Genomic DNA, 24,718 nt, shown 5'->3' with positions numbered 1-24,718 from the left:
GGATAAAATCGGTTATCGGACACACCGTGCCCACTCCGGCATCTAAGCATTGGAGACCGCTTCGTCTCCAATAAGGCACTATTACCCTACTATTTGCAAAAGTACGCAGAATATTTGGATAAATTGCCATAAGAAATGTTATTTATCCTTTAATCCCTCCAAAAAGGTCTGTGCAATAAAAAATCCCTTCCGGTGTGTCCGTGGTGGATTAGCCGGAAGGGATATGGGTTGATTTTGTATTAACGCACCTTTTCTGTGGTGCATGTGGTGTAACTTTGCGTCGGATATTGATATCAGGACTGTGAGTCTGTCGGAATCATGTGGACATCGAGCTGGGGGAAGGGGAAAGAGAGGGATGGATTGGAAGTGATGGCATTGTAGAATTCCTCGTTGTGGTCGAAGAACACTCCCCAGAAATCGGCGCTTCTGACCCATGCGCGGACTGTAAGTGTCACAGCGGAGTCGTCGAGGGATGCGAGATAGACCACAGGTGGAGCTACGCTCGGGCCGTCGGCCGGTTTCTCCTGAAGGACACGCTCATCCTTGGCCAGTAGACCGAGCAGCAGTTCGCGTGCAGTCTCGACACTCTCGCCATAGGCAATGCCTATTTTCCATTCGACACGGCGGTAGGCCTGTGTCGAGTAGTTGTTGACACTGCCCGTCGATAGGCCTCCGTTTGGAATGATGATCGACTTGTTGTCGGCGGTGCAGATGATGGTGTTGAAGATTTCGATGCGTGTGACCGTTCCGGCGAAGCCTTGTGCCTCGATGTAGTCGCCCACTTTAAATGGTTTGAGAAGCAGGATGAGGACTCCGCCTGCAAAATTCTGCAACGTTCCGCTCAGAGCCATACCGATTGCGACACCGGCCGAGGCAAACAGTGCGAGGAACGAGCTGGTCTCAAGTCCGAGGATGCCGATGACGGTGACAATAAGGATGAAGTATAGCACTATCCTCACGAGGCTCATAATGAATGTGCTCAGCGACGGATCGACATTACGCTTCGACAGGATGTTGACCACAAAATTATAGAGCTTTTTGATTATATATTTGCCACCGTAGAAGACGAGGATGGCTATGGTCAGCGAAATCGCGAAATGTATGATGTCGTGGACAAGAGTGTCGACAAGCTGGTCGAAAGACATGCTTTTGAGCACGCTTTCTTCAGCTTTGACTGAAGGAACGGAATCAGTCGGCAGAAAATCGAATTGTATCATTGTTCGGTGTAAAATGAATTTAGATTGTTTGTCAGTTATTTATGACCGGAGCTTTCGACACCACGTCGTTCCACCATAAGGTCTGTGCACAGCCGTGATAATCTCCGTGGTTGCCAAGGCGGACTACGTAGGAGCCGAGACCGCAGTAGCGGTTGATGCTTATCCCTGTAAAATCTCGTGATGTAGTGGCTTTGTAGGCCACTGTCGCTTCGAGAGCCGTCCGCCATGCTTCAAGCAGGTCAGGACGGTTTTCTGTCAGCACCTCCATATAGGCATCCATGTCGTAGACCGGGTGACAATCGTTGCATCCGGGAGTGTCGGGTGTGTTCCCGAAAAACCTGAAGTGTGATTTCGAGAGTTCCTGTACAAACCACAGGCGTGGCGGGAAATCGGTCTGCGTGAGATATATTTCGCGAGTGGCGTCGGCAAGGGCTTCGAGAGCCGAGGTGTCGATGACGGTCATCTGGCAGCTGTAGTTGCCTGAACGAAGGTTGTAGTATTCAAATGTGTTTGTTGCCATCGCCACTACATCAGGCTTCCCCGAGGCGAAAAAGGCCGGCAGGTTGAGATGGTAGGGCATACCTTCGCCCTCAAGCTCAGTGGGCGATGCTACTATGTAGGGGGTGTTGTGTCGGAATTCGTAGGCGATTTCCACTGTTCCCATAAGACAGCAGTCGAAGTATATGAAAGAGAAGTATTCGCCGTCGAGAGCCTTGCGCATTGATGTGAGCGGCATCCATTTGTTGCGGTCAGAACCATACGATCTCTTGACCGGCGCTGAAGCTTTGCCGTGGATGTCAGAACTTCCGTGAGTCATCCATGCGGTGGCGTGTCCCCAGAACACGAGGCCGTAATCGGAAGCCGGGGCATATTCTTTCATGTCGGAAAGGACTTCGCGCATTCTGTCGGCTTCAATCGAGTATATGGAAGGATCGTCAGGATAGGTTTTGAGTGTGTCGAGTCCCATTTCGGTGACTTCGATCAGCTGTGGGGCATTGCCGGTGTTTGTTCCGGGACGATTGTGGTAGACGAGTAGCCGTCCGCCGTTCAGTCCCCCTTCTGCCGCGCCTTTCACCATCTCCTTTAGGTCTGCGCGGTTAAACTGATTGTATGAGCCTAAGTTGTTGTCGGCAACCATATAGACGAGCACCGTGCGTTCGACCGGCTCATCTGGCTTCGGGGTGGGTGATGGTTCGTCATTATCGTTGCATGCGGTAAAAAGGCAGGCGATGATAACTGTAAATAAGATATTCAGATGCGTTTTGATCATTTCGTACAGTTGTGACGGTTTTTAGGTGTGTGAAAAAAGTGATTGGCATTATAAATCTGTAGAAAATACTTACTGCTCAAGCTCAAGATCGGCATTTTTTGCTTAATGATGCCGGAGGTTCTTCCTGAAGACTTCTTTAATGCCTGTGGCTTAATTTGCAAAGTTAAGATTTTTCTTGTCAGTGCCGGGGCTATTTCATGATTTTTAACCACGATGTCAATTGATAAAGCGTATTATTTTTTGATTTTTGTCACAAAAACAGATGTTGGCTGTCAACTTAGATGTTCACACTATCATAAATTCATCATAAATGAAAACAGTCATATCAAAATCAGCCGGAAAGATTGGCAGCATAATATCTTATGTTTCAGTTGCCATGACGGCTCTTATATATGCCCCGGCCGTTGTCGCGCAGGATACAGCCGTCCCTGTCGACACTCTGGCGGAAAGCGTCGGGCTCGGCGAAGTAGTCGTGCAAGCCCCGAAAGTGATACATAAAGCGGATATGGATGTGCTTTTCCCGTCGAAAAGCGCTATAAAACATTCCCAGAATGCAATGGGTCTGTTGAATCATCTGATGATTCCGACTCTTAATGTAAACGAGATGGCCGGTTCGGTCAAAAGCGGAGGAGAGGATGTCGAGATACGTATAAACGGACGTCTGGCGACTGTCGACCAATTGCAGACAATAGAACCATCGACCGTAAAGCGCATAGAGTGGATTGACAATCCCGGAGTCAGGTATGACGGGGCGAGTGCGGTGCTCAATGTCGTGGTGTCAAACCCGGCGGTCGGAGGTTCGCTCATGGCACAGGGTATGCAGGCTCTCAACCAGCCGTGGGGCAACGGCTATGCAGACCTCAAGCTTAACAGCGGTCGCTCGCAGTGGAGTGTCGGTCTTCAGGGTCGTTATACGAACCGTGTCGACACCTATCGTGAATATGAGGAGTCGTTCACCTATGCCGACGGTAGTTCCGTGACGCGTACCGAATCACCCGTGTCGGGCTACGTCTCGCAGACCAACATGCGTCCGCGTCTGGCCTACAGCTATATCAATCCGGATAAGACCGTGGTGTGGATCGAGGTGTCGGCTGAGAAGAGATGGCCGATGGAGCGTTCTAATACCGGTCTTATGACGTTGTCGAACAGTCCGTTGTCAGTCATCCTTTACGAAAGAGAATCAACTTCCGGCGCTACTCCGCGTTTCAATGCCTATATCGAACAGACCCTGCCTGCATCCCAGACCATAGCTATTGACTTGAATACATCCGTGTTTAACGGCCGTTCGACCCATGACTATGTCGAGACCGATGAGGCGACCGGCGAAATCATTACAGACACATACACATCTATCAAGGACTGCAACAGGACTCTCAGCGCTGAACTTGACTACGTGAAGCGCTGGCATAGAAGCCGGTTGACTGCCGGTGTCCGCTACAGCATGGCCCGTAACCGTGCGACACGTGAGTCCGGTTCTGTCACGCGCCAGCATCAGGACCGCACATATCTGTTTGCCGAATACTTCCAACAGATTTCAAAAGTTAGTCTTACGGGCGGTATTGGCGCACAGTATCTCGACCAGCGTACGAGACACACCGGCAAGGGTGCTGTCGGCTGGTCATTCCGCCCGCGTTTTTCGGCGAGCTATCGTCTCGCCCGCAGTTCACAGTTCAGACTGAATTTCTCCACATGGCAGACCACTCCGTCCCTTTCGCAGACAAATGCGACTCCGCAGCAGATCGATGGTTTCCAGTATCAGATCGGCAACCCTGATCTGAAGGCATATAACAATTACAGGGCATCCTTCCAGTATAATTTTAATTTCCCGAAGGTTACAGGCCGTTTCGAAGCCCGCTGGACGCGTTCGCCACACCAGATTGCCCCCTACATGGAGTGGAAAGACGATAATCTCGTGACATATTTTGAAAATAGCCGTGGATTGACGGCATGGCGCTTCAGCTTTGCTCCGCAGATTGAAATAATCCCGTCGGTTCTTACGGCAAAGGGTTCGTTGAAATATTATATGGCTGAAAGCTCCGGCCGTGGATATCTTCATAAATGCCATAACTGGAGCGGAGATGTGAGTATTCTCGCCTATTATAAAAATTTCAGCTTCATGGCCAATTATGAGGTGAATCCCGCAACCCTTTCAGGCGAGACCATATCCACCGGTGAGGAGACTTCGACTTTGGCGGTGAGCTATAAATGGAAGGGATTCATGGCCACAGCCGGGATGCTTATGCCATTCAACCACTACAGCATGCAGACCGAATTGCTCAACCGCTACAATTCCAACCGGAATGTCCTGCGGAGCAAAGGTTTCGACCGTATGCCGTTCATACAGATTGCCTACAACTTTAATTGGGGCAAACAGAAGCGCGACGTGTCGAGAATTATTGACGGAGAGGATGATTTGCAGCAATCAAAGGCGGCCGGCCGATAAAAAAATCAAAAAAAATCACTATTTTTGTCACAAATCAGACGGAGAAATGTCATAAGAGTGATTGCCATCCCCAAATTATGACGGTCAGCAAGAGAACGAATATGGACATTGTGACTTTCAAGGAGCTGTTTATCCCGATGAATCGTCTGCTTTACGGACAAGCGTTGCGTATGCTTCGCGATCCCATTGAAGCGGAAGACGTGGTTCAGGATATCTATGTCAGGCTTTGGGAGCGACGGTCGGAGCTTATTGGTATAGACAACCCTCAGGCTTATGCGGTGACTATGTTGAAAAACCGCTGTCTGAATCTTGTAAATTCCAAGAGGTTTACCGAAGACCTTGAAGGTTTGCAGATTGCAAACGAACCGTTGTCCGATTCTTTGGAACTCCGCGACCGGGTTGGGGCAGTGATGAATCTCATCGGAGAGCTTCCCGACCGCCAACGGCAGGTGATTGTCATGCACGATGTCGACGGATGTCCCAAAGAGGAGATTGAACGCGTCACAGGACTGTCGGCCGACAATGTCAGGCAGTTGCTTAGCCGGGCGAGGCGATTCATACGGAATCATTTCTCCAAAGATTTAAACTAACGAAAAAAACGACGAATAAAATGAACACAGACTCCATATCCCGTCTAAGGGCGCTGCTCGACGGCTACTATGCCGGGGAGACGTCTGAAAGCGATGAGCTTGAGCTTCAGCGTCTGCTTGCCGACGCTTCGCTTCCGTCGGAGTTCGAGCCGGACAGGCGCATGGTATCAGCGATGTCGCTGTTGTCGCCGTCCGATGGGTTCGAGAAGCGGCTGTCAGACAGAATCGACCTTCTGGCTGCCGAAGAGACCCGCCGGCAAAGGCTGTCGAGACATTTTAATGTCAGGCTGATGATGCGGGTGGCTGCCTCGCTTATTGTCGCAGTGGGAGTCGGTGTGTCTGTTTTTTTCTATAAGCCGGACTATGGCAGCGATCTCTCTCCTGAGGAAGCCTATCTGCAGACAGAATATGCTTTGGCCGTGTTTGCCGATGCGCTCAACAAAGGTTGCGACGGAATCCGATTGACCGAAAGTCAGCCGGACGAGGGTGTTCAGAAAGCGCTTGCCTCAATTGGAATCATTATGGAAGGAAACGATATTGTGGAAAACGATAAAACGATATGACAATGAAACGGTTATTCATCATCATTATGCTTGCGCTTGCGGTTGCCGTAAATGCAAATGCCGGTAAGACACTCAATGAGCTACATGAAAAATGTGAGAAAGTAAAGAGCCTCACGACAGTCTATGTGAGCAGAGCGATGCTTGATATGATTGTCAATACACAGCCTATGGACGAACAGGCGAAAGCGCTGTTGAGCGATAACATACAGAATGTGCTTGTCGTGACAAGTGAATTGGATAAAGGAATTCAATTTCTGGCGAAACTAAGCAATGATTTTACGTCCAAGAACGGTTATGAGACTCTCATGCAGGTCAACGACCAGAAAGAAAATGTGAACGTCTACCAGAAAAAGCTTTCATCAGGTCTTAATCAGTATATTGTCTCGATCAAAGGTGGAAAAGAATCGGCAATGATTGTCATAGAAGGCTTGCTTAAACTTGAAGACATCATACGTTTGACCGGTGTCATGGACAAAGACAAGGCTAAAAGCAAACTGAAATCTGCAAAATCCGCAAAATCTTCAAAATCATCAAAATAAGTAAACAACAAACTTACATAATATATTATATTTTATTTAATAGACTACGAAAAAGGAATGCGTGCCCGTGAGGGTACGCATTCCTTTTTTTGCGGTTAATGAGTTTTAGAGGGTGTTTAACTATTGTTGTTAAACACCTCTTATAAACTTATTTTCTCTTTTTCATCCTGTCATTGTGGACTTTGATTACGAAAACGATTACAGATGACACCGTCGTGATAAGATTAGTGATTATAAGAGGCCAGTTGTCAATCATGAATCCTTGGATTACGAAAAAGATACTTCCGAATCCAAGCAAAAGGAATGTTGGCATAGCTATACCGTCGGTGTCGCGGGTGCGGATGGTATAGATGGCCTGAGGAAGATAGCCGCACACCATACAGATGGCGGCTGCGTAGCCGACAATGTTTATTATTAAAGGTGACATGTTAGGAAGGTATTAAGTTTGAAGTACGAAATATTAAGTATTAAGTATGAAGTATGAAGTATTAAGTATGAAGTTTTTAAATGTGGTGGGGGTGGGAGAGGGGACACGTGGAGACCGCAGAGTGGCGTTAATGATATTTTAACGTAGAAGGGGGCAGTTATGTTGTCGTTTTTTTTTAATTTTGCAATTTTCCAATCATCCGATTCCGCCTATGCGTTCCGTTTCAGCTTTAAGGCTGCTTTTTATAGTTGTCGTGACTGCCTTTCTGGCCGCATGCGCGAGCATGGGGCGTCCTGAGGGTGGACCGCGCGACATGACACCTCCTGTTTTCGTCCGTTCTAATCCCCGTCCCGGTCAGCTGAATGTGTCCGGCAATAAGATTATAGTGGAGTTTGACGAGAATGTTGCTCTTGACGATGCGATGAATAAGGTTGTGGTCTCTCCGGCCCAACGTACAACTCCGGTAATCAGTGCCAACGGTCGCCGTGTGACTGTCGAGCTTCGCGACACACTGAAGCCTGATGTCACCTATACGATTGATTTTGCCGATGCCATCAAGGATTTGAATGAGAGCAATGTCCTCGACGGGTTTGCACTTGATTTCGCTACCGGCGATTCCATTGACTCGCTACGAATATCCGGAATGCTTTTTGAGGCGCGTACATTAGAGCCGGCCCAAGGGATGGTGGTCGGTGTCTATTCGAATCTTTCTGACACCGCAGTTAAGACCCTTCCGCTTGAACGCATCACCAAGACAAATCAGCTCGGACAGTTCACATTGCGTGGATTGAAGGCAGGTACTTACCGTATATATGCCATCAACGATGTCAACAGGGACTATCATTGGGACCGATCGGAGGATGTGGCCTTTTATGATGTGACCGTATCCCCCTCGTCAGAACCGGCTCAGTTTGCCGACACTCTGATAAATGTTGCCGGCGAGGATTCGGTAGTGATGCGCGACGGAACTCGTTTTTTGCCTGACGATGTGCTGCTTACGTGGTTCAACGAAGGCTATTCATCGCAATATCTGCGAAACCACGGACGCTCGGATCGCCATCTCATTGATTTTGAATTTGCGGCAAAAGCCGACACTCTTCCTATAATCAAATTGCTCAATAGCCGGCGTGTGGGAGAGGATATTTCACAGTGGGCTGTGCTTGAGGCCAATCCGACTCTCGACACGCTTAGATATTGGATCACCGACACTGCGCTTATGGCTATGGATACGCTTATGGTTGAGGCCCGTTATCTGATGACCGATACCCTTGAGCAGCTTTCAATGACGGTCGATACTCTCCGGCTCGTCGACAAGGGGGCGCGAAACCGCAAGCGTCAGATGGAGAAGGAGGCGCAGCAGCGCGAAAAAGAACGTGAGAAAGAACGCAAGGAACTGGAAAAACAGGGCGTTAACCTTGACTCGCTGGATGCGGCCGACACTATTCCGCCACGTCCCGATCCGATAAAGTTCAAAGTGACTTCTGCTGCCAATCAGGATGTCCACCGTCCATTGATGTTTGCGTCGGAAACCCCTGTGGCGACTCTCGACACATCCGCTGTAAAGCTGGAATACCTCGTGGACTCGACTTGGTATGTGGTCGATGCTCCGGTTATAAAGCGGATTTCACCCCTCAACTCTCTCAAATTCAAGGCTGACTATAAATGGTCGCCCGGCGAGAAATATCGTCTGACAATCGATTCGGCGGCTATCTATGACATCTATGGCCTTACGAACGATTCGATAGTACATGAATTTACTGTCAAGAAGCTTGATGAGTATTCATCTCTGTCATTCAACATAACAGGGCTTGACGGACGCCCGGCTGTGGTCGAGGTGCTTGACGGTTCGGACAAGGTTGTGGCCTCCGCTCCTGTCAGCGGTAATATAGGCAGGGTGGAATATCTGTCGCCCGGGACGTATTATGCGCGTCTGTTCATCGACTCTGACAGTAATGGCGTTTATACGACAGGTATTCTTGATTCAATCCAGCCTGAGGAGGTGTACTATTACCCCAAGAAGGTAAACCTTAAGAAAAACTGGGGGGTTGAACAGTCGTGGAACATATATGAACTTCCGCTTGACATGCAGAAGCCGGCTGAAATCAAGAAGAACAAACCCAAGCGCAAGCGTGGCGAGGAAGACCCCGGACGTAACGAAGATGAAGAGGAGGAAGATGAATTTTTCGATGACCCCTTCATGAATGCGGCCAATCGAAACCAGTTTGGCAACACATCGCTTGACAACCGTCGCAGATGACGCCTTGTCTCTATGATAAAATAGCCGCTCCGATAGGATAATGCCTTCCGGAGCGGCTTTCTGTTTGCATCATTGACATAGGTGGATATTGCATCTTTGTTGGAGTGAGGCAGTGTCAAAGAATGGTTGAGAAGCTGTGCCCATCCCGGCATTTTTGCAAATACGACAGAATGTTTTGATGGACCTTCGGGCATGGAGATGAACTCCTTCGTCATAAAAATGATTGGATTTATTTACCGGCAAATAGCGCATGTTTTTGCATTTCAGTGAAAATTCGTAAATTTGCACCTCAGTTATGAGCGCCATTGAAGACATAAGGCAATCCCTCAAGTCAGAACTTGAGCGGCTGGACACACTGATCAGCCGTACGCTTGATTCGTCAAACACATTGATGAATCAGATTATTGGCAACTATTTGGAGCATAAGGGAAAGCAGTTGCGCCCGATGCTCGTGATGCTTACTTCCCGGCTTTTCGGGGGAGTAAACGACAATGCGCTTACTGCAGCTGCGTCCGTCGAGATTCTTCACAATGCTTCGCTGATTCACGATGATGTGGTCGATGATTCCGGCTGCCGTCACGGTCATGCGACCATTAATGCCGTGTGGGACAATCACGTTGCGGTGCTCGTTGGCGATTTTTTTGTTTCAAATGCATTGAAGCTTGCGACCGAGACCGAGGACTTGCGTGTGATACGCGCCATTGCTGACCTCGGTAAGCTCCTTTCGCTCGGCGAAATGGACCAGATTTACAATGCACGCTACCATGAGCTCAACGAGGAGGCATATTTTAATGTCATTTCCCATAAGACGGCGTCACTTTTCGTCACCTGTGTCTCTATGGGGGCATATTGTTGCGGGGTGGACGACTGGCGTCTTGAAGCCATAAGGGAGTTTGCCGAACTGTTCGGGCGCTGTTTCCAGATAAAGGACGATATTTTCGACTATTTCGATTCGCAGGTCATAGGCAAACCGACCGGTAACGATTTGCGTGAGGGAAAGGTGACTTTGCCTTTGCTCTATGCTCTCTCCCACGGGACGTCGCCTGAAAGAGATGAGATGCTCAGCCTTTTGCGTGAGGACCGCGTGCTGTCCGACAGTGATATACGCCGGCTGATTACATTCACCCACGAAAACGGAGGTGTGGAGTATGCCTATGCCACAATGGAGCGGATGCGTGCAGAGGCCGTTGCTATCCTTGACAGGTTTAACTCGCCGCTGACTTCCCAGTTTATCTCGTTGCTTGACTTTGTGATAGCCCGTGAAAAGTAGGTGGGAGTAAGCTCGGATGAAGAGAGTCTAATCATATCTGTCAGAATTGTATTTGTTAAATATTTTGGAGTTAAAAATACAATAATTAACAAATATTAAATGCGTGATAGAAATGCAAAAACACGTTTTAATATTTTAGGGTAATTTCACATTGTAGGGCAATGCTTTGAACTATTGGATGTTAGCTTTCAAGGCTTATCGGTTTTTTCGCTATTTTACATTTTTTGGCTTGACATCGTTTTTTCAAATGCTTCAAAATGACTACCTTTGATGAGTATGAACGAAAAATGTAAAATTTCGTTAAAGCCAAATTAATGGAACAGACTCTAATCATATTCAAGCCATCCTCTATCGAGCGTGCTCTTGTCGGCCAAATCCTCTCCCGCTTCGAGCAGAAGGGTCTTACGATTACCGGCATGAAAATGATGAAACTCTCCGAAGAGCTTCTGCGCCAACACTACGCTCATCTTGTTGACCGTCCATTTTTCCCTCACATCCTGGCCTCCATGACCGCATCGCCGGTTATTGTGATGGTGTTGAAGGGTGTCGATGCAATTGCGGTTGTCCGCGGCATGACCGGTGCGACAAACGGCCGTCAGGCAGTTCCCGGCACTATAAGAGGCGATTTTGCGATGTCAAATCAAGAAAATCTTATCCATGCGTCGTCCTCAGCCGAGGATGCCGAAGTTGAAATCAGACGTTTCTTTTCGCCTGATGAAATTTTTGACCGAACTCCGCTCCAGACACCGTTCGTTTACTGTTCGCTGGAACTCCAACCTTGAAAATACGTCTGCAAGTATCTTAACCTTAAGCCATCATATCGCTCCTCCCCACTGGAAAAAACATCAAAGTAGACCAATGAAATTTTTAAAACTTAAAACTCTTCTCGCAACTTTACTCATATCAACAGCAGCGTTCAGCGCAGATGCCCAGCTAAAGTTACCGGCTTCACATACTAACCAGCATAATTCTCTCATAGCAAACCAGAAGCCTTCAATCAACCCTTTTAAGATTGAAAACAACGATTTGCTTCTGAATCAGATTAAAGAGCGCGAGGCCGCGATGAACAATGAAATTTATGCTTCATTCTGGAACAGCGACCGCGTCAACCCATATGGAACTGCAGTGACCATCCCCGAGCATAAGGATATTGACGTTTCCGAATACACTACTCCTACCCCCGGACATATAACATCCAACTATGGATACCGCTCCCGTTTCGGTCGTATGCACTATGGCATAGACCTCAAACTTCAGGTCGGTGATACAGTGCGTGCCGCTTTCTCCGGAAAAGTGCGTCTTACGAAATACGAAAGACGCGGATATGGTTACTATGTTGTGGTTCGCCACGACAATGGCCTTGAAACCGTCTATGGTCACCTGAGCCGTTTCCTTGTGAAACCTGACCAGTATGTCAAAGCCGGAGAGCCGATTGCATTGGGTGGAAACACAGGCCGCAGCACAGGCGCCCATCTTCATTTTGAAACACGCTATCTCGGCATTCCTATCAATCCTGCGGCAATAATAGATTTTGAAAACGGAGTTCCGCATAAAGATGTTTTTGCTTTTGACAAGCGGACTTATGGCAAGTCTCAGAAATATACACCTGCCAGACGTTCGACTAAAAAATATGCGTCACGCAAGCGTAAATCAACCAGACGGACCACCACTACTACTGCGAAGAAATAATCCATACGTAAAAAGCGATAAAAACAATGGCCTCAGCCAATCCGGCTGAGGCCATTGTTTTTATCGCTTGGATGCGATTGCCTGAATTTATACAGCATTTGGTTGCGTCGTTTCAGGCAATCTGTGCTGAGAGTCAGAGCCTTTCTTTCTCAAGTCCGCGACGAGTCTCGTCGGTCACGGGAACGAGAGGAAGTCTCAACACCTCTTTGTAGCGTGGGAAGAGGATGTGGAGCATACATTTAATGCCAGCCGGGTTGCCGTCTTTGAAAAGCAGTGAATAAAGAGCTGAGAATTGCTGGTGGAGCTTGGCTGCACCCTCAGGGGTCTCATCCTCCATGCTGCGGTGAATCATGTCGACGAATTGTGACGGGTAGGCATTGCCGAGCACTGAAATCACACCGTCGCCCCCGATGCGGATCATGCTGTGGGCAAGTGAGTCGTCGCCTGAAATGACAAGGAAACCTTCGGGACGGCGTGTGATCACCTCCTGAGCCTGCTGCATGTTGCCGCTTGCCTCTTTTATACCGATGATTTTGCCACGGAATTCTTTGGCAAGGCGTATGATGGTGTCGGTGTTCATATTGACACCTGTCCTTCCCGGAATATTATAGAGGATTACCGGGATAGGCGAGGCCTTGGCTATCTCGGCGAAATGACGGTACATTCCTTCCTGTGTGGGTTTATTGTAGTAGGGGACCACAGAGAGGATTGCATCAAACTCATCCATACGTGGTGTTTCGGTCAGCTCCTTTACGACCGAACGGGTCGAATTTCCACCGACACCGATAACCACGGGGCAGCGGTGGTTAACGTAGTCAAGTATGTGAAGTGCAAGTTCGTGTTTTTCATCCGCAGATAAAGTCGGGGTCTCGGCCGTTGTTCCAAGAGCCACAATATAGTCTGCCTTGCCATCGATAAGATAGTCAAGGTGCATGTCGAGCGTATGATAGTCAATATCTCCGTTTTCCAGAAAAGGGGTTGTCAGCGCGACACCCATTCCTCGCAAATGCTCTGTAGACATAAAAATCAGTATTTTTTTAATAATGTGTCAGTTTTATCTAAACAATGACGACAATTCCGAATTGAAACCGCCTAATCTATTGCAAAATTACAAATTATTCTCTAACTCTGCAACTCAGACCTGTCAATTGTAAGGGCGTCCCTATTGATGATTTAACAAATGAAATGTATATTTAACGGAGACAGGTTGTGTTAAAATTTGTTATTTAATAGTACCTTGTATTGCATAGTACCTTGCGACTCCATATCTTTGCAACGTCAACGGAAATAAGTGCACGTCTCCGTTGGCGCAACTTACAATCAACATCATCAACTGAAACATGAACATAGACAATCTCAAATCACAGATGCGCAAAGGCATGCTTGAGTTCTGCGTTCTTCTCCTCCTCAAGCGTGGCGACGCCTACGCTTCCGAGATGATAGCGCGGCTTAAGGAAGCTCATCTCATCGTGATGGAAGGGACTCTCTATCCTCTCCTCACCCGCCTTAAGAACGACGGACTGCTTTCCTATCGCTGGGAAGAGTCGATGCAGGGGCCACCAAGGAAATATTATTCCATCACTCCGCTCGGACTTGATTTCCTCGGCCAGCTTCAGTCTTCATGGGACGACATATCCCGCTCAGTCAATCTTCTTCTCTCCGACCAGACAATTATCTCTAACACCTCAAATATCACAGAAGAATGAAAAAGACATTTCCCGTCAACATCAACGGTAAAATATTTTATATCGACGAAGACGCCTATAAACTGCTTCTCGATTATCTCTCCCAGCTCCGTACGACATTTACCGGCGCAGAGGGTGAGGAAATAGTCAATGACATAGAGTCGCGAATCTCCGAACATTTTGACGAGCGCATACGCCTCGGTGCAAACGTCATTGTGCTTGAGGATGTCAACCGCGTCATTGAGACGATGGGCCGTCCGGAAGAGCTGTCAGATGACTCCCAACCGGCTTCATCCGGGGCTGACGAGTCGGAAGACGGGTGCGATTCGCAGAATGTCCCGCCTTTCAACGGCACACGGTCATGTACGCCTCCGCCTGTCCACAAGCGTCTTTTCAGGGACATACGCCACCGTGTGTTCGGAGGTGTCATTGCCGGACTTTCGCAATATTTCGACTGGGACGTGACCGTCATGCGAATCCTGTTTGTGGTCCTTACGCTCTGCACCTACTTCTGGCCTTGCGTGATTATCTATCTCGTGGCATGGATGGTAATACCCGTGGCGCGTACTCCGCGTGAGATTCTTGAAATGCAGGGACAGCCGGTGACTCTCGACAATATCGGACAGACTGTCATCAACAATTCTGTCCCCCCGGCCGCTCCTGTTCCTGACACGGACACATCGTCGTTTGCCTATTTCGTCAACACGTTCTTTTCCATAGCCGCTAAATTTATCCTCGGATTTTTCGGGCTTATAGCTGCGGTGACAGCTATCGTGTTCTGCTGCCTTATTCTCGTGGCAATCTGCGGAATCATCATTTACTGGACGAGTGGCGCGACTACCATACTCGATGGCCTTGATATTCTGGAAACGGCAGCCCCTTATTTCTCTTCATGGGGTGGGGTCGCTATATTCTGTGCCATCCTTCTGCCGGCTCTTGCTGTCACATGGGTAGCGTCGTGTGTGCTGTTCAAGGCCAAGACGCCATCGAAAGCCGGGATTATAACAGCTGTGATTCTTGAAATCATCATCATAGCCGTGGCCGTCGTGCTCAGCGGTCTTGCTGACCATTATGAAGATCAGGCCTTCTCCACATTCTATTCAATGGCCGAACCAATCTCATTCTCCCTCACCTCATCAATCGAATCGCTGTCACAGGTAGCTGAAACAGCTTCAGCCATTCCGTCGCTCACACGTCATGCCGTAATTCCGTCAGCCGTGCTGATAGCTCCTGCCATGGCAGCATGAATCCGTATGACAGCCGCCGTATGAACCGGAAATACGGATTAAAGCGGCATCCATATCTTTAACTTCTTGTCGTAAAGACCAATTTTATTTAAATTTGCAAGCGGACATCCGAAATCATGAATCCGCTTGCAAATTTTTTTATCCAAATGGCCCGACAACACACAATACACATTGGACTATACTTACTCGCCATAATCCTCTCCGCCTTCATGCCCACATGCAGGCCAGATGGACATATACATGCCGGAATTGACCGGCCTCTATCCGATATAGGCCATCTTCGTGCCGAAGGAATGACCGCACTCAACAGAGCAGATTTTGACAGTGCGATAATCTGCGGACATCGTTTGCTTGAAATTGCGGATAAAAGTCATGGGCGCCCAGCTCAGGAGGCCGACATCTATGGAAATCTTATTCTCGGGCAAGGTTTTCTGTTCAACGACAGTGTAGGCCACAGTTACCGGCATCTCCATGAAGCGGAGCTTTTATGTCTGAAATATGGCAATGATTCTGCTCTTGCATCCGTCTACAACGGTCTCGGTCTGTATGCCTCTAATATTGAAAAAGATTTTCCGGGAGCATTGCGTCATTTTTTCAATGGGCTCGATGCTGCCAAGCGCTCAGCCAACGAACGTCTGCATTCATTGCTGCTTGTCAACATAGCATCAATCTATTCTCTGAACGACGATCCCGCCGGACTCCGATATGCGCTTGAATGTTATAGACATGGTAAGCAAAACAAGGATAATTTTCTGCGTTACACCGGTGCGATGACTGCTGCCTATTCCTATGCCCTGCGCAAAACCGACACATCGAAGGCTCTTGACTATATCCGCGAGGCTGAAATCATTCTTCATTCAGATTCCATTCGTGACGGTTCTTCACTCTATTATATATATGGTGTGTTGTTGCGTCAGCAGGGACGTGATTCTGAGGCAGTCGAGTGTTTCAGACAGTCGATTGACTTGCTGAAGGCAAACCACAATGAGGGCGATGTCAGAAGTTTCATCGAGTATGCCGACATACTTTTTTCAAAACACAGACATTCCGAGGCCCTTTCCCTGCTCGATTCGGCTCTTAAGGTTACCGATAGCGGACATTGCGGCATTTTCCGTCAGGATGTGCTTAAGGCTCTCGCTTCCACTAACCGAAAGCTTGGCAATACTCAGCTTGCCAAACAGTTTCTCAGCATAGCGGATAATGAAAACAATATTGATGACAATGCCGAGAAGGAGTCGGTAATAGAGCATATAAAGAGCAAATATGATCTTGAGCGAGCTGACAACGAGGTCAACCGTCAGCGTGTCGAGCTGCTTGAAAAAGAACGCATAGTCAATTTTCTTATTGCAGCCATCTCCATCGCTATTGTTTTATCGGGAAGTTTCATATACCTCTACAGGCGTAAGAGCCTGCTTTACTCGACTATCGTAAAGCAGGCCACTGAGGCTGCACGTGAGGAAATACGCTTGCGCGCTACAATCCGTCAGCTTGAGGAGAGACTATCCTCCGGCTCTTTCCAAGAACAAGGGAAAATCAACGATGCTGGTTTTCCGGATGACCATGATGGACAGATTGCTGACACCAATGTTGGCACTGCTGTCGGTGCTGATTCATCTTCGCCAAAGAAATCACCTATTCCTGACAGGCTTATAGTGGCATTCGAGAGCCTGATGCTCGATCCGGCCATTTATACGGACAATCTAATCTCGAAAGACAAAATCGCCCAGATGCTTGATACGAACCGCACTTATGTGTCGCGGTTGGTTAATGAGGTCTACGGCATGACTTTCCCTCAGTTCATCAACAGCCTTCGTGCCAAGGAGGCTATCCGCCGTCTTTCAGATCCGGAATGCGACACACCACTCAAAGCCCTGTCATCGGAACTGGGCTATAATTCCATGACCACTTTCTATAATAAGTTCAGTGAGGCTACAGGCATGACTCCGGCTGCTTTCCGTGAAAAGTCCCGTTCGATAGCGACCGGCCAGACCTCTGATGTGGACAGTGACAAATCATAACCATCAGCGGATGGTAAACTTTCATTTTGCTATGATTTATCGGCTTTAGCTTATGAATCATTCCATAAACGGCAAAATTTCCGACATTGTAATAGTAAATTTGCCTTTGTTTCATTATTTTATGGTTAATTTGCAAATGAAAGTTTAACCAATTTATTGTCCATTTCATGAAAACCTTAACCGACTTTATCAACAGAGGTCTCATGGCGGTCATCGCTCTCGTTGTCACATTCAGTGCCGGAGCGCGTACAATTTCCGGCATAGTGGTCGATGAGAACAACGAACCGCTTGCAGGTGCGACCGTCAGAGAAATACCCCGAAGTTCCGACAATTCCGTGGCGATGGTCATAACGGATCTTCACGGACATTTTTCCCTTACCGTACCACAGTCTACCGCTGAGATTGAAGCCTATTTTCTCGGCTATCTGACAAAGAAAGTCAAACTGACTTCAGATGATTCCTATAAGATAGCGTTGCAGCCAAACGATGAAATGCTCGATGAAGTAGTGGTCACCGGCTATCAGACGCTGTCAAAAGAACGCACTACCGGTTCTTTTGCGAAAATAGACCGGAAACAGCTTGAAAACCAGCGTTTGACTTCCGTAAGTGATATGCTTGAGGGACATATCGCCGGTTATACTGACGGTAAGATACGCGGAACGACATCTATGCAGGGAATCACGACACCTCTCTATGTGGTTGACGGTTTTCCGGTTGAACGTACGGAAGTCACTTATGCCGGCGGAGCATTCAGTGAGTCTGTGCCTGATATAAATGTCGATGATATTGAAAGCATAACAGTCCTTAAGGATGCCGCTGCCGCTTCGATTTATGGTGCACGAGCCGCCAACGGTGTCATCGTCATCACCACCCGCAAAGCTCAGAAAGGTAAGGTCAATGTCATGGCTTCGGCAACCTTTTCGATAACTCCATATAAACGTTACAATACATATACGCCTGATGCGGCCGAGGTGATTGCTGAAGCCCGCGACTGGATGTCGCAGAACCCTAACTTCAATGGTGACGGTGCGGCTGAGTATGCTGCCAATATGCTGCGTAACAGTGGCAATCTTTCTCCTCACACCAAGGCTATATATCAGCGCTATGCCGGGATGATAAGCGAACAGCAATTAAATTCGATGCTTGATGGTTGGGCATCGCAGGGCTACCGTTACTATGATGAGGTCGATGACATCGAGCGTCGTGACGCTACAACGCAGCGCTATAGCCTCTCACTCTCGTCGTCGGGCGAACGCAACAGCTTCGTCGGGACAGTTTCGTATAACCGAGATAATTACGATGCTATAAATTCACATAGGGATGCTCTTGATATATCCTTGCGCAACACGATCGACATGACCCGTTGGCTTTCGGTCGACCTCGGTGCTTATGTCAATTATACAGGTTCGCAGACACAGACATATTTCCTTTCTTCGCCCGGTTTCACAGTTGCTCCCTATATGAGTTTCTACAATGAAGATGGTTCGACCATTGTCAGCCGTCAGGAAGACCGGTTAACCCAGTCGCGCCTAAATGCCATTAACAAGTATGGACTCTACAGCGAAGACATTGATCCTATGGACGAACTCGGCCGTTCAAATTCGACCACGAGCGACCTGCTGACACGGGTCTATGCACGTCTGAATTTCAAAATAACCGACTGGCTGCGCTTTACGACGCAGTTCCAGTATGAATTCGGTAATTTCCGTCGCCAACAGATTGCAGAGAAAGAGACTTATGCGGTGCGTAATAAAATCAATAATTTCGCCTCATCGCCTGACGGAGTCAATGCTCAGTTCAATCTTCCTTACGGTGATATATATTCGAATGGCACTAATGACCAACGCTCATATAACTTCAGAAATCAGCTTGATTTTAACAAGAATTTCGCCGGGTTGCATGATGTTACCGCAATAGCCGGTATGGAGATGCGCCACAACAAGACTCGTTTTGAGAGTAATACGCTTTATGGATATGACGACGACCTGAATCAATGGACGGTGGTTGATCAGTCGGCCATACAATCGTTTTCCAATGCCATTTTCAGCCGTCCGTGGATTGCTGCAACCGACTTTGCATCAATCAACGAACTGACCAACCGTTTCATTTCATTCTATGCCAATGCCGCATATGCTTTCGACAACCGATATATGATAAACGGTTCAATCCGCACTGACCGCACGAATCTCTACGGTACAAGCAGTGAGTATCAGGGAAAGCCAATCTGGTCGACAGGTGTGGCATGGAGAATAGATCAGGAGGAATTTTTTAAGGCCGGATGGGTCAACATGCTCAAACTGCGCGCTTCTTATGGTATTGGCGGTAATATTGCCAAGAACCGCTGGCCATACACGGTGGCATGGTATTCGACAAATACCCATCCCGGAGTCGGTGGCATACAAGGCTCGATAAGTTCACGTCCCAATCCGAAACTACGTTGGGAGAAGACCACAACTACCAATGTCGGCGTAGATTTCGCCCTTTTCTCAAACCGTCTTAACGGTTCTGTCGAATACTACAATAAGAAAGGCACAGACCTTCTTGCCTCATCCAACGGTGTCTCGGTGGAAGGTCAGGGCTTCTCGACAAATGTCATCAATAATGGTGAGATGACAAACCGTGGCTTCGAATTGAATATCAACGGAACGATTATCCAGAACCGTGACTGGTCGTGGACCATGCAGGGTGTAATCGGTTACAACCATTCTGAGGTGGATTATGTGAATGTCGAAGCCCCTGTCTATTTCTTGCAGCTCGACCAGCCGGAAGCCTTCCCGCGTGTCGGTGTGCCGTTTACAGCTCTCTATGGATATAAATGGGCCGGCCTGAGCGCCGAAGGATTGCCACAGGTATATGATGCCGAAGGAAACATATGCACGAGCAACACTCCGACAAATCTTGACGACATCATATATCTTGGAAGTTATACCCCGACCTACAGCGGTTCACTTTCCACAAATCTCCGTTGGCGTGACCTCACGCTCTCTGCCCTGTTCCTGTTTGAAGGCGGACATAAGCTCCGGTGTACGGATTTTACTTACAATGACCGGTGGAAGACTCCGGGTGATGAGGATGTTACAGATGTCCCGCGTTATGTGGCCGGTGAAAATCCGTCGCTCTATTGCAACATGGACCTCTACAACCGCTCGTCGGCTGTCATCTGCGATGCGTCCAACATCCGTTTCCGCAATCTATCTCTTTCCTATAACGTTCCCGGCCTGTGGTGCTCGAAGTTTTATGCCAAAGAGGCTCGCTTGATGTTGGGTATGGAAAACATAGCCGTTTTTGCAAAGTCAAAAGCTGCCAAACATTCGATAGGAGGCTATCAGAAACCAACCTATATGCTCTCACTTAATCTCGGTTTCTAAACGACCGCAATATATTATCAAAGATTAGATACATGAAAAAATATATTTCGTTAGCCATTATTGTGCTGGCTGCTGTTATCTCTGTCAGCTGCGACAATTATATTGATGTGATGCCTAAGGGCATGCGTATACCCAAGACTCTTGCCGATTATGAGGCTCTGTTGCGCTATGAATATTCGGCGAACTATCTGCCATCGCTTCAGGATCAATATCTACTCAACGACCGTTTTGTCGGAGCGAATAATTGCCGTAATGTCGATGACCTTCGTACCGCACATTACATGTGGAAAGAGTCACGCGACAGAATTGAGCTCAATGCATCGACCGAAGATGTATTTGACAACGGTTATGGAATCATCGCCATAGCAAATACAATCATCGAGGAAGTGCCCGGTGCGACTGATGCGACCGAGGCTCAAAAGGCCGAGGTAATGGCTTATGCCTATGCCATACGGGCATTTGTGCTGTTTCATGTCGTGAACTATTACGCGGATGCATATACTCCTGAAAAGGCTGCCTCCACCCCCGGTATACCATTAATTTATAGCGGTGGCCTTGGATCTTCGTGGCATCAGGGATCGGTAAAGGAGGTCTATGACCAGATTCTTGCCGATTTCAACAAGGCTATTGAGCTTGGGATTCCTGAGACATCAATGACTGCCATCCATCCTAATCGCGCTGCTGTCGAAGGTGGTCTTGCAAGGGTCTACCTTTCTATGCGTGACTACGACAGCGCCCTTTTACATGCCGAGGAGGCTCTCAAACGTCATTCTGACCTATTTGACTGGTTGGAATTCTACAACAGTTATAAAGACCGCATCGAAAATCCTGAAGACTATACGGCTATAACTTCGCCTATGTCACACACATGTGTGGAAAATCTGTGGTTCTGTTCCGGTAACGGCAATCCGAACTATCCGTGTGGCGATATGGATATATCCGAGGAGCGTGCAGCCCGTTTTGAAGAGGGCGATATGAAATTTCTTGTCCGGTGGAAGAAATATCAGTCATCTACGGATCTCTATCATCGTGGAATGTTAAGCGGCTACTATAATTTGGCCGGTATCGCGACTCCTGAGGTATATATGATCAAGGCTGAGTGTCAGGCACGCAATGGTGCGGTAGCCGATGCGCTCCAGACTCTCGATGTTCTCCGCAAATCGCGTATACATCCGGATTTCTATCAGCCTTCGTCGGCTTCGACAACGGCTGAAGCCATCGAGCTCATACGTCGTACAAAAGACAATGAAATGATGAATACAATGATTCCTTTCATAGATATGAAGCGATACAATGCCGAGGGGACATATGCCCGTACTCTTACAAAAGAATTTGACGGAAAGACATATACGCTTACACCTGATTCGCATCTGTGGACTATGGTATTTCCGGCAAATGCAATCAATCGTCCGGGTAACGGAGTCCTTACACAAAACAGCAAATAGTCAATTTACATATTTCAGTCATATCTAATGAAAAAAATATTTATTACCGGGCTTGCAGTGTCGTTGCTGACAGCCTGTGGAAGTTCTGAAAAAACGTCGTATACTATCCGTGGTGAGATAGCCGGAATTCCCGACAGTTCGGTGGTGCTTATTTCATCCGTGACCCATACCGCTCCCGATACAATTGCCGAGGCAATTGTCACTGACGGAAAATTTGAAATCAAAGGTGTGGCAGATGAGCCCCGCGCCGTCACTCTTTATATAAAAGACAACTACGGAGGCAAAGTCTTTATGCTTGAGAATGGGGATATAAACATCAATGGTGTGGTTAAGGCAGAAGAAGTTTCCGACGGGAAGATGCGCTTTGATTTCGGTGAGGTGGCAGTCTTGGGTTCTCCTATGACCGATACCTACAATGAGAAAATGTCGGGTCGCCGTATGCTCGATTCGATGTTCACTGCTCACCAGTCCACATATCGTCCTTTAATGAACAGATATTATGAGGCTCGGCAAAATGGCAATACCGGTCTGGTAGACTCGATTAATGCGTCCGAGGAATTCAATCGGATGAGGGAGGCTGAGAAAAATCTGTTTGCTGCCGCCGATTCTATTTTCGAAGCATCAGTCAATGCGAACAAGAGTGATTTCTGGGGGCCGTTGCTCATGATTTCTCAGACAAGCTATCTGTCGGCCAAGCAGCGTGATCTCTACGAAAGTCTTAGTGACAGTGCGAAAAACAGTCATTATGGCCGTCTCGTATACGACGAACTGTATCCCGTAGGCCGACCGGGCGACAAGATGCCGGAATTTGAAGCTGTTACCATCGACGGGACTAAAACCGGGCTTGCAGCTCTGTGTAAGGATAAGAAATATGTCATTCTTGACTTCTGGGCTTCATGGTGTGGTCCGTGTCGTCGCGAAATTCCCAATCTCAAGAAAATATATGCGGACTTCGCCGACAAAGGCTTTGAGATAATCAGTGTGTCAATCGACAAGGAAGAAAAACCGTGGATAAACGCTGTCGAAAATGAAGGTCTGAAATGGGTAAACATCCGTGATACAGACCATAGTATAGCTGATAAATATAAGGTATCAGCAGTCCCGACAATGTATGTAGTAGATTCTGAAGGCCGTCTTGTAGCAGAAAATCTGCATGGAGAGGAACTTGCAGAAAAAATAAAGGAGCTTTTTCAAAATTAAAGTATCGAAAATAAAAGAGCCGTTACCGGGCTTTCGCAGAGGATGATTCTTGAAAGTTCATCTCTGTAAAGCCTCGAAGCTGAAAAGGTCATCGCGTAGCGGTGACCTTTTTCTGTAAACTTAATTTTTAATTAAGGAGATTTTTGAATTTTTGTAACTATTTTTCGCTCTCCGGGCTTCTATTTCTTGTTTTATTCAAAAAAGTTTTCTATTTTCGCTAACGACAAAGACATCTCAATACGAGCAAGACATGAACCTGATTGAGCAATTTCTCGAATATCTAAGATTGGAGCTCAACTATTCGAAGCTCACCGTCGACGCTTACCGTGCCGACCTTAAGGCTTGGGCTGTCTTCGCTACGGACAATTGTCCTGAGTCACTCAGGCCGATGGATGTCACCACATCTGACTTGCGACTGTGGATAGGCGCTCTGGCCTCAGGGGGCAATTCGGTGAGAACGATTCGCCGGAAGGCTTCGTCGCTGCGGGCTTTCTTCCGCTATCTGATGACCCGTCATGGACTCGAATCCAATCCCGCTTCAGGACTTATCCTTGCCAAAATACCGAAGGACTTGCCGGTCTACATCCGTCCGGAAGACACGGAGCGTATCCTTGATGACTCTGATTCCGAAACGGTCGGTGAATTCACCGCGTCGCGCAACCGTCTGATTATAGACCTGCTGTATTCAACCGGCATGCGTTGCTCTGAGCTGGTCGGCCTTCTGGATGTCAACACTGACACCCGAAAAGGTGAACTAAAGGTGCTTGGAAAGCGTAATAAAGAAAGAATAATCCCTATCGGCCCGGAACTGATGGAGGCTATCGACACTTATCGGCAGCTTCGCGACAGTTCGCCGGACACGTCAATCTCTCTTCATGACCGTCAGGCTCCGCTTCTTGTAAAGGCGGACGGAGCTCCGCTCTATCGCCGTCTGGTGTATAGGGTTGTGAACAAGGCTCTGACCGATGGCGACGTTCATGCTGCAAGGCTGAGTCCTCACGTTCTGCGTCATTCGTTTGCAACGGATATGCTCAACGCCGGTGCGCCCATCAGCTCGGTGCAGCAGCTTCTCGGACATGCCTCTCTCGCCTCGACACAGATCTACACTCACGTCACTTACAGTGAACTTAAACATAATTATGAACTCGCACACCCGCGTGCACTAAAAAAAGGAGGAAAAAATGGAAACTAAAATCAATGCCATCCACTTCGACATCAGCGAGAAACTCACTTCCTTTATCAACAAGAAAATAGATAAGCTGACCCGCCGTTATCCCAATGTAATGAGCGCCGAAGTCTCTCTCCGCGTGGTAAAACCTGAAACTGCTCTCAACAAAGAAGCCATAGTAAGCCTCGTCGTTCCGCAAGAACCCGATCAGGTGGCGACAAAAACAGCCGATACGTTTGAAGAGGCTATCGACCTCTGTCTGGAAGCACTCGACCGTCAGCTCGAAAAAGTAAAAAATAAGAAATAATCCTCGAATCTCAGA

General features: G+C 47.9%; 20 protein-coding genes. 16 read left to right on the top strand and 4 right to left on the bottom strand.

The features are described 5' to 3' along the window. Positions 1 to 293: 293 nt before the first annotated feature. Complete coding sequence (locus QZ311_RS05990) at positions 294 to 1,217, bottom strand: mechanosensitive ion channel domain-containing protein (RefSeq protein WP_297065387.1); 924 nt, start codon at positions 1,215 to 1,217, stop codon at positions 294 to 296. Between the two features lie 31 nt (positions 1,218 to 1,248). Continuing rightward, complete coding sequence (locus QZ311_RS05985; protein WP_297065384.1) at positions 1,249 to 2,487, bottom strand: clostripain-related cysteine peptidase; 1,239 nt, start codon at positions 2,485 to 2,487, stop codon at positions 1,249 to 1,251. Positions 2,488 to 2,797: 310 nt separating this feature from the next. Between QZ311_RS05985 and QZ311_RS05980 the strand changes: the two genes are divergently transcribed. From QZ311_RS05980 to QZ311_RS05965, 4 genes are all read left to right on the top strand, one after another. Next, positions 2,798 to 4,930, top strand: coding sequence for an outer membrane beta-barrel protein (locus QZ311_RS05980; protein WP_297065381.1), 2,133 nt, complete (start codon positions 2,798 to 2,800; stop codon positions 4,928 to 4,930). Positions 4,931 to 5,031: 101 nt separating this feature from the next. Continuing rightward, positions 5,032 to 5,520: a sigma-70 family RNA polymerase sigma factor gene (locus QZ311_RS05975; RefSeq protein WP_297065378.1), complete on the top strand. Its 489-nt coding sequence runs from the start codon at positions 5,032 to 5,034 to the stop codon at positions 5,518 to 5,520. A 20-nt stretch (positions 5,521 to 5,540) separates the two neighbouring features. After that, the gene (locus QZ311_RS05970) at positions 5,541 to 6,083 is read left to right on the top strand and encodes a hypothetical protein (RefSeq protein WP_297065373.1); all 543 of its coding nucleotides are present in this window, start codon (positions 5,541 to 5,543) and stop codon (positions 6,081 to 6,083) included. Positions 6,084 to 6,085: 2 nt separating this feature from the next. Beyond that, complete coding sequence (locus tag QZ311_RS05965) at positions 6,086 to 6,622, top strand: DUF4252 domain-containing protein (RefSeq protein WP_297065371.1); 537 nt, start codon at positions 6,086 to 6,088, stop codon at positions 6,620 to 6,622. Positions 6,623 to 6,770: 148 nt separating this feature from the next. Here QZ311_RS05965 and QZ311_RS05960 read toward each other — a convergent pair whose 3' ends face one another. After that, positions 6,771 to 7,049 (bottom strand): PQ-loop domain-containing transporter, encoded by a 279-nt coding sequence (locus QZ311_RS05960; RefSeq protein WP_297065368.1) that lies wholly within the window; start codon positions 7,047 to 7,049, stop codon positions 6,771 to 6,773. 211 nt (positions 7,050 to 7,260) lie between these two features. On the opposite strand from QZ311_RS05960, the gene QZ311_RS05955 reads away from it, so the two are divergent. The 4 genes from QZ311_RS05955 (at position 7,261) to QZ311_RS05940 (ending at position 12,265) form a co-directional block, all read left to right on the top strand. Further along, entirely contained in the window at positions 7,261 to 9,306 is a 2,046-nt protein-coding gene (locus QZ311_RS05955) for an Ig-like domain-containing protein (protein WP_297065365.1), read from the top strand. 295 nt (positions 9,307 to 9,601) lie between these two features. Continuing rightward, positions 9,602 to 10,576: a polyprenyl synthetase family protein gene (locus QZ311_RS05950; RefSeq protein WP_297065361.1), complete on the top strand. Its 975-nt coding sequence runs from the start codon at positions 9,602 to 9,604 to the stop codon at positions 10,574 to 10,576. Between the two features lie 314 nt (positions 10,577 to 10,890). Next, a complete protein-coding gene (gene ndk / locus QZ311_RS05945) occupies positions 10,891 to 11,358 on the top strand; it encodes a nucleoside-diphosphate kinase (protein ID WP_297065358.1) in 468 nt (155 codons plus the stop codon). Positions 11,359 to 11,434: 76 nt separating this feature from the next. Further along, a complete protein-coding gene (locus tag QZ311_RS05940; RefSeq protein WP_297065356.1) occupies positions 11,435 to 12,265 on the top strand; it encodes a M23 family metallopeptidase in 831 nt (276 codons plus the stop codon). 133 nt (positions 12,266 to 12,398) lie between these two features. On the opposite strand, the gene dapA is transcribed toward QZ311_RS05940, so the two are convergent. Next, positions 12,399 to 13,286, bottom strand: a complete 888-nt coding sequence (dapA, locus tag QZ311_RS05935) for a 4-hydroxy-tetrahydrodipicolinate synthase (protein ID WP_297065354.1) — start codon at positions 13,284 to 13,286, stop codon at positions 12,399 to 12,401. 319 nt (positions 13,287 to 13,605) lie between these two features. Between dapA and QZ311_RS05930 the strand changes: the two genes are divergently transcribed. From QZ311_RS05930 to QZ311_RS05895, 8 genes are all read left to right on the top strand, one after another. Further along, the gene (locus tag QZ311_RS05930) at positions 13,606 to 13,971 is read left to right on the top strand and encodes a PadR family transcriptional regulator (RefSeq protein ID WP_297065352.1); all 366 of its coding nucleotides are present in this window, start codon (positions 13,606 to 13,608) and stop codon (positions 13,969 to 13,971) included. Beyond that, a complete protein-coding gene (locus QZ311_RS05925; RefSeq protein ID WP_297065350.1) occupies positions 13,968 to 15,197 on the top strand; it encodes a PspC domain-containing protein in 1,230 nt (409 codons plus the stop codon). Before QZ311_RS05930 ends, QZ311_RS05925 begins: the two co-directional genes overlap by 4 nt. Before the next feature lie 146 nt (positions 15,198 to 15,343). Next, on the top strand, positions 15,344 to 17,215 hold the full coding sequence (locus QZ311_RS05920) for an AraC family transcriptional regulator (RefSeq protein ID WP_297065348.1): 1,872 nt from the start codon (positions 15,344 to 15,346) through the stop codon (positions 17,213 to 17,215). A gap of 167 nt (positions 17,216 to 17,382) precedes the next feature. Then, positions 17,383 to 20,583: a SusC/RagA family TonB-linked outer membrane protein gene (locus QZ311_RS05915; RefSeq protein WP_297065347.1), complete on the top strand. Its 3,201-nt coding sequence runs from the start codon at positions 17,383 to 17,385 to the stop codon at positions 20,581 to 20,583. A gap of 32 nt (positions 20,584 to 20,615) precedes the next feature. Beyond that, complete coding sequence (locus tag QZ311_RS05910; protein ID WP_297065346.1) at positions 20,616 to 22,028, top strand: RagB/SusD family nutrient uptake outer membrane protein; 1,413 nt, start codon at positions 20,616 to 20,618, stop codon at positions 22,026 to 22,028. Between the two features lie 27 nt (positions 22,029 to 22,055). Next, a complete protein-coding gene (locus QZ311_RS05905) occupies positions 22,056 to 23,228 on the top strand; it encodes a TlpA disulfide reductase family protein (protein WP_297065345.1) in 1,173 nt (390 codons plus the stop codon). Between the two features lie 250 nt (positions 23,229 to 23,478). Next, on the top strand, positions 23,479 to 24,420 hold the full coding sequence (locus tag QZ311_RS05900) for a tyrosine-type recombinase/integrase (RefSeq protein ID WP_297065344.1): 942 nt from the start codon (positions 23,479 to 23,481) through the stop codon (positions 24,418 to 24,420). Next, the gene (locus tag QZ311_RS05895) at positions 24,410 to 24,703 is read left to right on the top strand and encodes an HPF/RaiA family ribosome-associated protein (protein ID WP_297065343.1); all 294 of its coding nucleotides are present in this window, start codon (positions 24,410 to 24,412) and stop codon (positions 24,701 to 24,703) included. The genes QZ311_RS05900 and QZ311_RS05895 overlap by 11 nt, the downstream gene beginning before the upstream one ends. The last annotated feature ends 15 nt before the right edge of the window (positions 24,704 to 24,718 follow it).

It is taken from the genome of uncultured Duncaniella sp., from assembly GCF_910578445.1.
GTDB lineage: Bacteria > Bacteroidota > Bacteroidia > Bacteroidales > Muribaculaceae > Duncaniella.
The sequence above is the reverse complement of the archived record's forward strand: the minus strand, read 5'-3'. Positions and strand labels throughout refer to the sequence as shown.